This window comes from Streptacidiphilus pinicola, from assembly GCF_003258295.1.
Classification (GTDB): domain Bacteria; phylum Actinomycetota; class Actinomycetes; order Streptomycetales; family Streptomycetaceae; genus Streptacidiphilus; species Streptacidiphilus pinicola.
Genome location: NZ_QKYN01000186.1, coordinates 1 through 12,360, shown reverse-complemented (window position 1 = coordinate 12,360; position 12,360 = coordinate 1). Strand labels below are relative to the sequence as shown.

Here is a 12,360-nt window from a genome sequence, read left to right as displayed (position 1 = left end):
AAGCCGGCCCGTCGGCGTTCCTGGCTACAGACGTTCGGCGGTACTCCTGCACACGAGCGGGTGGGGCCCGATCTCAACTGCTCCTCGTGCGCTGGACGCGACGCCATGTCAGGGAGCGCAGGCCTGCCGCGCTAGCCTACGTCGGCTGCGGAGCGGCCTTCCGCGATCAAGGCAGCGACTGACCACATTACTGGCGAGGTTCTGGTGATCTATTTCTATGCTCTGTTCGCGCTCTTCCTGGCCGTGACGGGTACCGGGACGGTTCGCGCGGGCCTGCAGGTCTGGCGGAACCAGACTCCACCGGGATGGGTGGCTCGGCCGAACCCGGTGTTCAGCGAGCCCGTGTGGCACGGCGTGCGGCGTGCTCTTGTTCCGATGGGTGCCTTCCAGTGGTTTCTCAGCAGCATGGTTCTTGCCGTTGGAATCGTGATCACCAGCGACCGGGCCGGTACCCCCACCCCGGGACCGATGTGGGCGAACCTGCTTCTGTGGCTGGCCATCCTGGGGCTGTTGACGAGTGGTTGGGTGGCGTTCTCGGTCGTGGCGTTCAACCGGCCGCAGTTCCTCGTGCCGCGGCACCTGCGTGATCAGCTCGGCTCATGGACGGCATACCGTCAGAGAGCCTGACGGCACCGACCACCGCCCGGGCTCGCCCAGGGCGCTGTCGGCGCACACCGTGAGCTGTCTGTGCTGACATGGGCAACGGCGTCCGTTTCCTGCCGAGGACTTCGGTCCCGGTAGGAAGCGGACGCCGTTGGTCGGGCGCTGGTGCCGGTGTCAGCCCTGGTTCTGGGACTGGGCTGCGATGTCGCGGACGGTGGCGGCGATGGTCGGGAACTCCTTGCGGAGGATCGCGCCGTGGTTGGCGGCGACCTTGGTGCTGGTGATGTTGGGGTTCCGGGCGGTGACCGCCTGGAGGCTGGTGCGGATCTGCTCCTGCTCGTCGCCCTTGCTCCCGAAGGACGAGCCGGAGGCGACCACGAAGCGCGTCGGAACGGTGACGGCGTCCAGGACCGGGCCCAACTCTCGCTCGCGGGACAGTTTTCCGAGTTCGATGTTGCTCTCCGCCTGCTCCGCGGCGGTCATCCGCGGCGTCACGCCGGTCGGGCGCAGCAGCGGGGTGAACCAGCCCATGCGCCGGAACAGCTTGCGGATGCGTTCCTCCATGGCGTCGTCGAGCCAGTCGTAGGGGTATGCGCCGTCGACCAGGACCGCGCCGATGGCGCGCTCGGGGTTGCGGCTCGCCCAGTGCGCGGCGACGAACGCGCCGTAGGACCAGCCGACGACCAGCGCCCGGTCCACGCCCCGTGCTTCCAGGACGGCGTCGACATCGCGCACGGCGGCTTCGAAGGAGTAGTCCTTCGAGCGCTGTGACTTGCGGCCGCGTGCCCGCTCGTCGAAGGTGATGTGCCGCCACTGCTCGGTGCCGAGCTCGGCGATGACCCGTCGCCAGTAACCCTGGGTGGCGAACTGGCCGTTGAGGTAGACCACGGGGGTGCCGGTGCCGCCGGTGTCGCTGACGGCCAGGGCGGTGTCGTCGACCGGCAGCATGCCGGTCCACGCCGCGTGGGTCGAGGAAGTGCTGTGCGTGCTCATCTGTTCCTCCTGGGTCTTACTGGGTTGGCGGTCCGGACGGTGCTTCCGGTGGCTGGCTGCTCGTTACTGCTGCGCTGCTCAGAGGCTGCGGGCGGTGATGTCGCCCTGCGAGGTCGTGGCGCGGATGTCGAGCACGGGGGTGCCGTCGTTCTTCAGGGCGTTGCTGACCCGCCCGTGAGCGGTGCCGGCGTCGAGCGTGGCCGAGACGCCGGCGGCGGCCGTCACGGAGATGTTGCCCAGCTGGGTGGTGAGAACGACAGTGCCGTGCAGCGCCTCGTCGATCCGGATGTCGCCGCGTGCGGTGTTGATCTCCGCGGAGCCGCCCAGGCGTCCGATCGCGACGTCGCCGTCGAACGCGGTGAGGCGGAGGCTCGCGGTCTCGTCGAGCTTGATCTCGCGGTACGCACCCTCGAAGGTGACGTCCCCGAGGCGGCCGACCCCGCGCAGCTCCGCGCCCCCGGTGCTCGCCTCGACGCGGGACCCGGCGGGCAGTTGGACGGTGACGTCCACGGAACCGGAGGGGCCGAGCACCTGGTGCTTGGGCTCGGGGGTCCGGATCTGCAGCAGGCCGTCGGCGTAGCCGACGGTGATGCGCTCGGCTGCCTGCACGTCACGGTTCTTGCCGGGGTTGCTCGGCCGCACCTCGACGGTGGCGTCGGTGCGGTCGGCGGCGAGGAGCTGGACCCGCCCGGCGGGGATGGCCAGGACGACGGTGATCGGGGCGGTGGTCTCGAACGTCTGCATCGTGCTCTCCTGTGCTCGCTTCTTGTTTCTGACATCGGAAACGCTACGTTGCCTTCTAGGTCTTGGCAACTAGCTTGTTGCGACGAATCAGTGTCTAGGCAGGTAGCAGGGGTAAAACTGTTGCAATGGACGAGATTTCAATGCAATGAGCGTTGCAATGGATAAGTGGTGAACGCACCGCGGGAGGTCAACAAGAAGCCCTGTTCCAGGGGTCGGGACCCCCGGAACAGGGCTCTGTGTGTCGGGATCTTCAGGGCTCAGGCGCCGTTGTTGCGTTGCCGCTTGGACGAGCGCTGGGCCTCGGAGCGCAGCGACCGAACATCGTGGCGCACGTCGCGCACGTCATCGGCCAGGCCGTCGAACTTGTCGTTGAGCGCCGAGCAGACCCGGCCCACCGAGTCGAGCCGGCGGTCGAAGCCCTCGGCCCAACCCGCTTGGTCCTCACCGGACGTGGGCGGATACGGAACCTCGTGATCGATGACCCGCCGCCACGCCTCGAACGCGGGGTTGCGGGACGTCACCTCGTACTCGTCCCAGTGCGGACCGGGACCGAGCCGCCGCCCGGGCGGCATGCCGTAGGGCCGAGGCTGGGGCTCGTCGGCTGGCCTGTGGACAACCCGCTCCTCGGCGTCGAGGAGGTGGGTACGGACCCGTCGGGCGACGTCGCTGTCGCGCAGCAGCATCGCCACGTTGAGGATGGCGCGGCGGTCGTAGATTGCGATGCCACCGCCGCTGACCTGCGTAAAACTCATGTTGAGTTTTACGAACCGAGACTTATCCACACCCCTGAGGATGCTTTCAGGTGGCATGGAGATGCCGCCTCTCTTGTGAGCATGGATGAAGGGGTCCTGCACCGCACCACCCAGCGGCTAGGGGCGCAGGTCGCATACGGCCACTGATTCATCCCGCCGGGGGCTGCCCGGACTGCTCTGAGATTCACACGCTGTTCGAAGTCGCTCACCCAAGTTGCCTGCGCGCACCCGGTTCAACGACGCTCCGTGTCCGGCGGTTACGCCGAACGCGTGGATAGTGCGATCGTCGGCAGCCCTTCACTCTGCGTGCGCTGCATGCATCGCCGGCCGCGGCTGCTTCCTCTGCGGTAGTCCCGGTGTCTCCCCGTGGGGGACGCTCCGGGAGAGGGGGGCGCGGGAGCGTGGTGGGTATGGACACAGGAATCTTGCAGGGCACGACGAGTGAGGCTGTGGGCGATCGGGTCGTCGCCCGGGTGGCGGGCGGAGTCGGGTTGTCGCTGGTGGTGATGGCCGTGCTGCATCTGACGCACGTGATCGCGGGGGGATCGCCGCCGTATGATCCTGACTCCGCCGGGACGGCGGAGGGCGTCATCGGTCTGGTGCTGTTGATCGCCGCCGATCGGCTGCGGCGTGAGCCCCGTACCGCCCAGGGCTTCGCCCTGGGGGCGGTGGGGTTCGCGGTGGCGGGGTTCGGGCTCGGGCTGGTGTTCACCACGACCGGCGGCACGGCCGTCGACGTGGCGTACCACTGCGTCGGCCTGCCGCTGCTGCTGTTCGCGCTGTGGCGTCAGTGGCGGGTGGTCAGGGCTGCACGCGGGTCGTCCAGTGGGACGGGTCCGGTCCGTACACCTTGATGTGGCGCAAAGGACCTTTCAGGCAGTCGAGTTCTTCGCGGGAATCGGTTTGGGCACCGGTGCTAGGCGTTCCCGAGTTCGGCACGGTAGTAGGCGATCTTTTCGCGCAGATGCTGTTGCTGTGCCCTGAGCCGGGCGATCTGCTCCTCCACGGACGCGTCGTGGTCCTCCAGGAGTTCGATGCGCTCGGTGAGGTTCTCGGGGCTGTTTCCGCTGCGGCCGAGTTGGGCGTAGCGGCGCATCGAGGCGATGGGCATGCCGGTGTCGCGCAGGCAGCGCAGGACGGCGAGCCAGGCGAGGTCGTCGGCGGTGAAGCGGCGGTGGCCGCTGGCGGCGCGGTCGATGCCGGTGAGAAGGCCGATGCGCTCGTAGTAGCGGAGCGTGTCCAGCGAGAAGCCGGACTGCTCGGCGGCCTGGGCGGGGGTGAGCTGGCGCGGTGTCGTGGTCACCCGGCCGATTGTGCCCGGGCAGGCCGACGCTTGGCGGGGCTTGACCTGGAGTGCGCTCCGGTTGTGAGGCTCGGTGACGGACGAACCCGCACTCCGGAGAGGACCACTGATGCGCTACCGCATGCTGGGCGACCGACAGGTCTCCGCGCTCTGCCTCGGCACGCTGCCCTTCGGCACGACCGTCGACGAGGCCACCTCGTTCGCGCTGCTGGACCGGTTCGTCGAGCGCGGCGGGACCTTCCTGGACACCGCGAACTGCTACTGCTTCTGGGTCGACGGCAGCCGCGGCGACGACAGCGAAGCGCTGCTGGGCCGTTGGCTGGCCGAGCGGGGCGCCCACGACGAGATCGCCGTGGCGACCAAGCTCGGTGCGCTGCCCGATCCCGCCCGGGGCGCCGAGTGGCCGGCGAACCGGCAGGGGCTCGGGGCGGAGGTGGTCGCGCGCGCGGCGCGGGAGAGCCGGGAGCGGTTGGGCGTCGAGCGGATCGACCTGCTCTACGGGCACGTGGACGATCCCGCGACGCCCGTCGAGGAGACCGTCGCCGCGTTCGGGGCGCTGGTGAAGGAGGGGATCGCGGCGCAGGTGGGCATCAGCAACCAGAGCACGCCGCGGGTGGTCAGGTCCCGGCAGGTGGCGGCTGAGACGGGGTCGGCGCCCTACGCCGCGGTGCAGCAGCGGCACACCTACCTGATGCCCGCCCCCGACGCCGACTTCGACTACCAGGTGCACGCCGACCAGGAGTTGCTCGACTACGCGAGCTCGCGACCCGAGCTGACGGTGCTCGCCTACGGTCCGCTGGTCAACGGCGCCTACACCGACCCGGACAAGGAGCTGCAGGCCCAGTACCGGCACGCGGGCACCGAGCGCCAGCTCGACGCGCTGCGCGCGGTGGCCGAGGAGGCCGGGGCGACGGCCAACCAGGTCGCGCTCGCCTGGCTGATGGGCGGGTCGCCGAGCGTGTTGCCGGTGATCGGCGTGAGTGGCTTGGCACAGCTGGACGAGGCCTTGGATGCCGTCGAACTGAACCTGACCACTGAGCAACGGGAGCGGCTGGATCAGGCGCGGCGCTGGAATGAGATCTCCGACACCGTGGTGTGAGCGGAATCGCTCCGCTGTCCCGCAGGCCTTGCGCCGCTCCCCCGGGCGCACCGCAAGGCTTCCCGTTTGCGCAGTTCAGCGTGGGTGGGGGCGGGTGTCCGGCGGTTGGATATGCGCTCGCCTTCCGGCCGCGGGCGCTTACTGTAGGGGCATGAGGATTGGAATCGTGGGTGCCACTGGTCAGGTCGGCGGCGTCATGCGCGGGATTCTGGAGGAGCGCGACTTCCCGGTGACGGAGCTGCGGCTCTTCGCCTCCGCGCGCTCGGCCGGGTCCACGCTGCCGTGGCGGGGCGGCGAGGTCGTCGTCGAGGACGCCGCGACGGCGGACTGGAGCGGGCTCGACATCGTGCTCTTCTCGGCCGGCGGCTCGACGTCCAAGGCGCTGGCGGAGAAGGTCGCGGCGGCGGGCGCCGTCGTGATCGACAACTCCTCCGCCTGGCGCGGCGACCCGGACGTCCCGCTGGTGGTCTCCGAGGTCAACCCGCACGCGGTGGCGAACCGCCCCAAGGGCATCATCGCCAACCCGAACTGCACCACGATGGCGGCCATGCCCGTCCTCAAGCCGCTGCACCAGGAGGCCGGACTGGAGGCGCTGGTCGTCGCCACCTACCAGGCCGTGTCGGGTGGCGGCCTGGCCGGCGTCGCCGAGCTGTACCAGCAGGCGACGAAGGTCGCCGCGACCTCCGACCAGCTCGCCTTCGACGGCGAGGCGGTGGAGTTCCCGGAGCCGCAGAAGTTCGCCAAGCCGATCGCCTTCAACGTGCTGCCGCTGGCCGGCTCCGTGCAGGACGACGGCTCCAACGAGACCGACGAGGAGCAGAAGCTCCGCAAGGAGAGCCGGAAGATCCTGGAGATCCCCGAGCTCAAGGTCTCCGGCACCTGCGTCCGGGTGCCGGTCTTCACCGGCCACAGCCTGCAGATCAACGCGCGCTTCGCCCGGCCGCTCAGCGCCGCGCGCGCCTACGAGCTGCTGGCGCAGGCGCCGGGGGTCGTCGTCTCCGAGGTGCCGACCCCGCTGGAGGCCGCGGGCAAGGACCCGTCCTTCGTCGGCCGCATCCGGAACGACGAGACGGTCGACAACGGCCTCGCGCTCTTCGTCTCCAACGACAACCTCCGCAAGGGCGCCGCGCTCAACGCCGTCCAGATCGCGGAACTGGTCGCGCAGGAGCTCAAGGCCTGACGCACTGAGAACTTGGGGCGCGCGGACTTCCGCGCGCCCCTTTTCTGCCTCGCGTTCTCTGTTTAGTCCTCGGCGTTCGGGAGGAAGCGGGCGTTGGGCCCGGGGCTGGAGAAGTCGGGGGAGGAGAAGCCCGGCGAGGTGAAGTAGACCTCGTCGTCGCGGTCCTCCTCGGGTTTCTCGTGGCCGTGGCCGTCGGTGATGCCCTCGACTCCGGGGCTGGTGAAGCCGGGGCTGGTGTAGCCGAGCTTGGGGCGGTGCCGGATGAGGTCGACACGGGTGCGGCGCTGCGCCGCTTCCGCAGCGATCGCCGCGGACCGTGTCGCGAGCTCGGATTCGAGGAACGGGACGACGCCCCGTATCCGCAGCGCCGAGCGCCACGCCTCGCGTGCCTTGGCCAGCTCCGCCGCCAGCTCGGGCTGGGGGCGCTCGGGCTCGACCGCCGCGTCGCGCTTGGCGGTGAGCACCAGGCCGACCATGGCGACGACCAGCGCCGCCGCGCCGACCGCGGCCAGCGCGCCCGCCGCCGTGATGAGTTGGTGGCCGAGCGCGAGCGTGGACGAGCCCGCCCGGACGGCCAGGCCGATGAGCCAGAGGGCGAGCGCGCTGGTCCAGGAGAGGACCGGGGCGAGCACCGCCGCCATGGGGGCGAGGCCCGCGCGGCGGCCGGCGTCCAGCGCCGTGCCGGGCTCGACCCATTGGGCCGGGTCGGTGCTGCCCAGACGGTCCGTGTCCGGGCCCGCGCCGACCTGCGCGAGCTGTTCGCGCAGCGCGACGAGCTCGGCGTACTCGGGCGCGGCCTCGGCCGCGACCTCGGGCAGTTCGCGCATGGCGCGTTCGTGCAGCTCTTCGGACGTGATGGCGCCGCGGGTGGCGCGCACCGCGTCGCGGATGTGCGGCGTCTGCAGGGCCTCGTCCAGGATCCGCACGTAGTCGGGCTTGTCCTCGGCCAGCAGCTGCGAGGCGATGTCCATGGTTCTGCTCCCCCCGTGGAAGTGACGGCCGCTCAGGGCAGGGTGATCACGGCACAGCCGGGGGTTATGGGCTGTTAACGCACATGCTAGGGGCGAGTGCTGACAGATCGACAGTCGGTTTCCCGAAATTCCGCGTCAGGAGTGGCCCGAGTTGCTTCTGGCAATTGCCCGAAGCATGCCTTCCGGTTCCGCTGGGCTCAGCCCTCGGCTCAGCTCAGCGGCAGGCGCGCGATGAGCAGCTTGCCCTCGCCCTCCAGGGTCACCCCGCCGTCCATCGCCACGGCCAGCTCCTCGGCGTAGACGTGCGGGCCGGTGATCTGGACGCCCGAGGGGCCGTCCTCCGTCGACACCTCACCCAGCAGGTACGGGATCGGGCTGTGGCCGTGGACGATCCGGTGCCCGCCGAACGCGCCCAGCAGCTCGTGCGCCGCCTGCGCGCCGTGCTCGCCGCGGAAGGCGAAGCGCTTGGTCATCCGCCGGAAGCAGTCCCACCACTCTTCCGAGTCACCCTGGTTGAGCACCTCGCGGATCGCGTCGTTGACCGCGTCCACCGAGTCGCCGTATTCGAGATAGGCGGTGGTGTCGGAGTGGATCAGCAGGTGGCCGTCCTCGACCGTCATCGCCGGGAGCCGGGAGAGCCAGGCGACGTGGTGGTCCTCCAGGCGCTCCATGTCGTGCGGCTGGCCCCCGTTGAGGCGCCAGGCGGCGAGGAAGGAGGCGGTACCGGCGCTGGAGTGGACGGGCTCGTCGCCGTACCGGTCGGCGCCGAGCAGCAGCAGCTCGTGGTTGCCCATCAGGGCGCGGCAGTAGCCGCCCTCCGCGGCCGCCTCGGCGGCCAGGCGCATCACCAGGTCGATCACGCCGATGCCGTCGGGGCCGCGGTCGGTGAAGTCGCCGAGGAACCAGAGCCGGGAGCGGCCCGCGCTCCAGTGGCCCTCGGCGTCGATCAGGCCCTGCTCGTGCAGGCCGTCCAGCAGGTCCTGCAGGTAACCGTGGACGTCGCCGACCACGTAGAGCGGGCTGTCCGGGCCCCCGGGCAGCGAGTCGAGCGCGGGCGCGGGTGCGGGTGCCGGGACGGTCGGCTGGTGGTGCTCGACGATGGGCGCGCCCAGCTCCAGCGTCGGCGGGTCCTGCGGCGCGGGCATCGGCGGCGCGACGGACGGGGTGACCGGGACGGTCGGCGCGCCGAACCCGGCCGGTCCGCCGGCCTGCGGCATGGCCTGCGACGGTGCCGGCTGCTGTGGCGCCGGCTGCTGCGCCACGGGTGCGGCGCCAGGACCCCCGGGCGCTGCCGGGGCGAAGAAGTCGAACGGCGTGGACCCGTCCGCTGCCTGCGTGGCGTGCGGGCCTGGGTCCGGCTGGTCAGGCCAGGCGGGACGGTCCACGGGTGTCATGCCGCCCATCGTATAAAGACGTCCTTCCCGGCGTCCGCACCTGGGAGGGATCAGCCCGCCGAATTCGTTCATCAAGCGAAGGGGCAACGCCGAGCAACAGGGGGCAAAACGGGCAGGTCACACCTGCCCGTTGACGACAATCCCCGCGACGACCCCCACGACATCTCCCCGCTTCACGACTCCCCGGGCGGTCGCGGGGCCGCCACCGTCGTGCGTGGGGAGCGGCGCTGCGAGGAGCGCCGGACGATCAGCTCGGTCGGCATCAACTGCCCCGAGGAGTCCTGGTCGGCGGCGCACGGGCCGCCCGAGTCGTCGCCCGTCGACGTGCCGGCTTCCGTGGTCCGGCTCACTGACGTCTGGCCCACTGACGTCTGGCCCAACGACGACTGGCCCTCGATCGCGTCGATCAGCAGGTTCACCACGGTGGTGCCGATCCGGCGCGGTTTGAGGGAGAGCGTCGTGATCGGCGGCTCGGTGGTGGCGTAGACGTCGCTCTCGCTGCAGCAGACCAGCAGCAGGTCGTCCGGGACGCGCAGGTGGTAGCGGCGCGCGGCGGCCAGCAGATCGGTGCCGTTGGGGTCGAAGAGACCGTAGACGGCGTCCGGCCGGTCCGGGCGCGCCAGCAGGCGGTCGGCCGCGACGGCGCCCGCGCACGGGTCGTGCGCCGGATACGCCTCGTACAGCGGCTCCTGGCCCACGGACCGACACCAGCCCAGGTAGGCCTCGGTACTGAGCCGCGTGTACGTGTCCGTGCTGGTGCCCGTCAGCAGGCCGATCCGGCGGGCGCCGGCCTGGGCCAGGTGGTCCAGGATGCCCAGCACGGCGGCGTGGTGGTCGTTGTCGACCCAGGCCGTGACGGGGCAGTTGCCCGGTTTTCCGTCGCTGACCACCGGCAGGCCCTGCCGGTACAGATCGGCCACCATCGGGTCGTGGTCGGACGGGTCGATCACCACCGTGCCGTCCAGCGCGACGTTGCTCCACACGTCGTGCCGGGACGAGGCCGGCAGCACGACCAGCGCGTAGCCGCGGTTGAGCGCCGCCGAGGTCGCGGCCCGCGCCATCTCCGCGAAGTAGGCGAACTCCGTGAAGGTGAACGGCTCCTGGCCGTAGGTGGTGACCGTGAGGCCGATCAGGCCGGACCGCCCGGTGCGCAGGGTGCGCGCGGCCGCGGAGGGGCGGTAGCCCAACCGTTCGGCGACCTCGCGGACCTTGGTGCGGGTTTCGTCGGGCAGCCGCCCCTTGCCGTTGAGCGCGTCGGAGACCGTGGTGATGGAGACCCCGGCGGCCGCCGCCACGTCCCTGATCCCGGCACGCTCCAGGCGGCGGGTGCGGGTGGTGGTCCGCCGGCCGTGGTGATTCGCTGCAGCTGTCATGTCTGGCCGATCGTATGGCGCGGAACTGTCAGAAGGGGATGGTCTGTCCGGGAACGTCGGAGATACGTTTCTCCATGAACATTCGCGCCTTTTCTCCTTGCACCAACGACCGTTTCGCCCCTGATCACCTGCGTTTTGGTCATGCACTCACGGTGTCGCCCAGCGAGTCTGCGCGGGCCCCAATCGGCACATGTCACTCGCACGGGTGAGGTTCGAGCGATCGGCTCGTATGGTGATCTCGACCGGTTACGGCGACGACGCCGCGCGCGCAGTGATCCTGCGGGGCGCGACGGTGCCGCGATTCTCTGGAGGACGACCACGGTGAGCAGCGAATCCACCTCCGGCCCGCGCCTGCGCGAGGCCCTGAAGGGCATCCCCGCCTACAAGCCCGGAAAGCCGGCGCAGGGTGCCGATGGCGCCCCCGCCTTCAAGCTCTCCTCCAACGAGAACCCCTACCCGCCGCTGCCGGGCGTCCTGGAGGCGGCGACGTCCGCGGCGGCGTCGTTCAACCGTTACCCCGACATGGCGTGCGCCGCGCTGATCGCCGAGCTGGCCCAGCGCTTCGGCGTCCCCGCGAGCCATGTCGCCACCGGCACCGGTTCGGTGGGCGTCGCGCAGTCCCTGCTGCAGGCGACCTCCGGTCCGGGCGACGAGGTGATCTTCGCCTGGCGCTCCTTCGAGGCCTACCCGATCATCACCCAGATCAGCGGCGCCACGTCCGTGCGCGTCCCGCTCAAGGCGGACGAGACCCACGACCTCGACGCGATGCTGGCCGCGATCACGCCGCGCACCCGCCTGATCTTCGTCTGCAACCCGAACAACCCGACCGGTGCGGTCGTCCACCGCGAGCAGCTGGAGCGCTTCCTCGACGCGGTGCCGAGCGACGTGCTGGTCGTCCTGGACGAGGCGTACAACGAGTTCGTGCGGGACGCGGACGTCCCGAACGGCGTCGAGGTCTACCGCGACCGCCCCAACGTCTGCGTGCTGCGCACCTTCTCCAAGGCGTACGGCCTGGCCGGCCTGCGGGTGGGTTTCTGCATCGCCCACGAGCCGGTCGCCGAGGCGCTGCGGCAGACGGCGGTGCCGTTCGGTGTCAGCCAGCTCGCCCAGGACGCGGCGATCGCCTCGCTGCGCTCGGAGGAGGCCCTGCTGGAGCGCGTCGCCGCGCTGGTCGCGGAGCGCGAGCGGGTCGTCTCCGCGCTGGTCGCCCAGGGCTGGACGGTCGCGACGACGCAGGCCAACTTCGTCTGGCTGCGGCTCGGTGAGCGCACGACCGACTTCGCGGCGGCGTGCGAGGCGGCGGGCGTCGTGGTCCGCCCCTTCGCGGGCGAGGGCGCCCGCATCACCATCGGCGAGACGGAGGCCAATGACCTCTTCCTGCAGACGGCGGAGGTCTTCCGCAAGACGCTGTAAGCAGCGTCAGGGGCGCGGGGAAATCGCAGCTCCCCGCGCCCCTGAGCGTGTTGTACCTGCCTGCGGTGGCAGGTGGGCCCTGTCGCGCCCGGGCGGCGGAGCCGCAAGTCGGCAGAGCCCCGCGCCCCTGAGCGTGTTGCACCGGTCTGCGGTGGAAGGCGGGCCCGGTCGCGCCCGGGCGGCGGAGCCCCGGGCCGCGCGGCAGTGCGACGTCCCTTACGACGAAGCCGACGGCGAAGGGGCGGAGGCGCCGGGGGAGCGGGTCGGGAGGAGGGGCTTGCAGGTGTTGTAGGCCGAGGCCGTCTTCGGGTCGGTGGTGTTCAGGGCGCGGAGTCCTCCCTTGGTGGGGAGGGTGACGCCGTGGTCCTTCATGCAACTGGTGAACGCGGCCATCGCGGAGGAGTTGAACCCGCCGCGGCCGCCGCCGCCGAAGCCGCCCTTGGGGCGGAGGGAGGCGCACGCCTGCATCGCGGCCTGCATGGTGGGGTTGGGCGAAGCGCCGCCGCCGAAGCCGAAACCGCCGCCACCACCGTTC

Annotated in this window: 12 protein-coding genes and 1 pseudogene; 5 read left to right on the top strand and 8 right to left on the bottom strand. The window is 70.9% G+C overall.

Going from position 1 to position 12,360, the window contains the following annotated elements:
* Window positions 1-204: 204 nt before the first annotated feature.
* Entirely contained in the window at window positions 205-627 is a 423-nt protein-coding gene (locus DN069_RS35485; protein ID WP_111507375.1) for a hypothetical protein, read from the top strand.
* A gap of 150 nt (window positions 628-777) precedes the next feature.
* On the opposite strand, the gene DN069_RS35480 is transcribed toward DN069_RS35485, so the two are convergent.
* The 3 genes from DN069_RS35480 to DN069_RS35470 all read right to left on the bottom strand — a co-directional run bounded on the left by DN069_RS35480 (window position 778) and on the right by DN069_RS35470 (window position 3,122).
* The gene (locus DN069_RS35480; RefSeq protein WP_111507374.1) at window positions 778-1,596 is read right to left on the bottom strand and encodes an alpha/beta fold hydrolase; all 819 of its coding nucleotides are present in this window, start codon (window positions 1,594-1,596) and stop codon (window positions 778-780) included.
* A gap of 78 nt (window positions 1,597-1,674) precedes the next feature.
* On the bottom strand, window positions 1,675-2,340 hold the full coding sequence (locus DN069_RS35475) for a DUF4097 family beta strand repeat-containing protein (RefSeq protein WP_111507373.1): 666 nt from the start codon (window positions 2,338-2,340) through the stop codon (window positions 1,675-1,677).
* Window positions 2,341-2,597: 257 nt separating this feature from the next.
* Window positions 2,598-3,122, bottom strand: a complete 525-nt coding sequence (locus DN069_RS35470; RefSeq protein WP_133260153.1) for a hypothetical protein — start codon at window positions 3,120-3,122, stop codon at window positions 2,598-2,600.
* A 380-nt stretch (window positions 3,123-3,502) separates the two neighbouring features.
* Between DN069_RS35470 and DN069_RS35465 the strand changes: the two genes are divergently transcribed.
* Window positions 3,503-3,946, top strand: coding sequence for a hypothetical protein (locus tag DN069_RS35465; protein ID WP_111507371.1), 444 nt, complete (start codon window positions 3,503-3,505; stop codon window positions 3,944-3,946).
* A 62-nt stretch (window positions 3,947-4,008) separates the two neighbouring features.
* Here the strand turns inward: DN069_RS35465 and DN069_RS35460 are convergent, their stop codons facing one another.
* Window positions 4,009-4,395 (bottom strand): MerR family transcriptional regulator, encoded by a 387-nt coding sequence (locus DN069_RS35460; protein WP_111507370.1) that lies wholly within the window; start codon window positions 4,393-4,395, stop codon window positions 4,009-4,011.
* A gap of 109 nt (window positions 4,396-4,504) precedes the next feature.
* Between DN069_RS35460 and DN069_RS35455 the strand changes: the two genes are divergently transcribed.
* Together DN069_RS35455 and DN069_RS35450 are read left to right on the top strand one after the other, a co-directional pair.
* Complete coding sequence (locus tag DN069_RS35455; protein WP_111507369.1) at window positions 4,505-5,494, top strand: aldo/keto reductase; 990 nt, start codon at window positions 4,505-4,507, stop codon at window positions 5,492-5,494.
* 151 nt (window positions 5,495-5,645) lie between these two features.
* On the top strand, window positions 5,646-6,674 hold the full coding sequence (locus tag DN069_RS35450; protein WP_111507368.1) for an aspartate-semialdehyde dehydrogenase: 1,029 nt from the start codon (window positions 5,646-5,648) through the stop codon (window positions 6,672-6,674).
* Window positions 6,675-6,736: 62 nt separating this feature from the next.
* On the opposite strand, the gene DN069_RS35445 is transcribed toward DN069_RS35450, so the two are convergent.
* The 3 genes from DN069_RS35445 to DN069_RS35435 form a co-directional block, all read right to left on the bottom strand.
* Window positions 6,737-7,645 carry a hypothetical protein gene (locus tag DN069_RS35445; protein ID WP_111507367.1) on the bottom strand — a complete coding sequence of 303 codons (909 nt, stop codon included), beginning with the start codon at window positions 7,643-7,645 and terminating at the stop codon, window positions 6,737-6,739.
* A gap of 209 nt (window positions 7,646-7,854) precedes the next feature.
* Complete coding sequence (locus DN069_RS35440; RefSeq protein ID WP_279387950.1) at window positions 7,855-9,039, bottom strand: metallophosphoesterase; 1,185 nt, start codon at window positions 9,037-9,039, stop codon at window positions 7,855-7,857.
* Window positions 9,040-9,212: 173 nt separating this feature from the next.
* A complete protein-coding gene (locus DN069_RS35435) occupies window positions 9,213-10,412 on the bottom strand; it encodes a LacI family DNA-binding transcriptional regulator (protein WP_111507366.1) in 1,200 nt (399 codons plus the stop codon).
* A 321-nt stretch (window positions 10,413-10,733) separates the two neighbouring features.
* Between DN069_RS35435 and hisC the strand changes: the two genes are divergently transcribed.
* Entirely contained in the window at window positions 10,734-11,825 is a 1,092-nt protein-coding gene (gene hisC, locus DN069_RS35430; RefSeq protein ID WP_111507365.1) for a histidinol-phosphate transaminase, read from the top strand.
* 216 nt (window positions 11,826-12,041) lie between these two features.
* Here the strand turns inward: hisC and DN069_RS40650 are convergent.
* Window positions 12,042-12,360 (bottom strand): annotated as a pseudogene (locus DN069_RS40650) (hypothetical protein); the annotation flags it as partial.

Coding starts and splice junctions, on each gene's coding strand:
- DN069_RS35435 (WP_111507366.1), bottom strand. CDS start 10,412: ATGACAGCTGCAGCGAATCACCACGGCCGGCGGACCACCACCCGCACC.
- DN069_RS35440 (WP_279387950.1), bottom strand. CDS start 9,039: ATGACACCCGTGGACCGTCCCGCCTGGCCTGACCAGCCGGACCCAGGC.
- DN069_RS35475 (WP_111507373.1), bottom strand. CDS start 2,340: ATGCAGACGTTCGAGACCACCGCCCCGATCACCGTCGTCCTGGCCATC.
- DN069_RS35450 (WP_111507368.1), top strand. CDS start 5,646: ATGAGGATTGGAATCGTGGGTGCCACTGGTCAGGTCGGCGGCGTCATG.
- DN069_RS35445 (WP_111507367.1), bottom strand. CDS start 7,645: ATGGACATCGCCTCGCAGCTGCTGGCCGAGGACAAGCCCGACTACGTG.
- DN069_RS35465 (WP_111507371.1), top strand. CDS start 3,503: ATGGACACAGGAATCTTGCAGGGCACGACGAGTGAGGCTGTGGGCGAT.
- DN069_RS35455 (WP_111507369.1), top strand. CDS start 4,505: ATGCGCTACCGCATGCTGGGCGACCGACAGGTCTCCGCGCTCTGCCTC.
- DN069_RS35480 (WP_111507374.1), bottom strand. CDS start 1,596: ATGAGCACGCACAGCACTTCCTCGACCCACGCGGCGTGGACCGGCATG.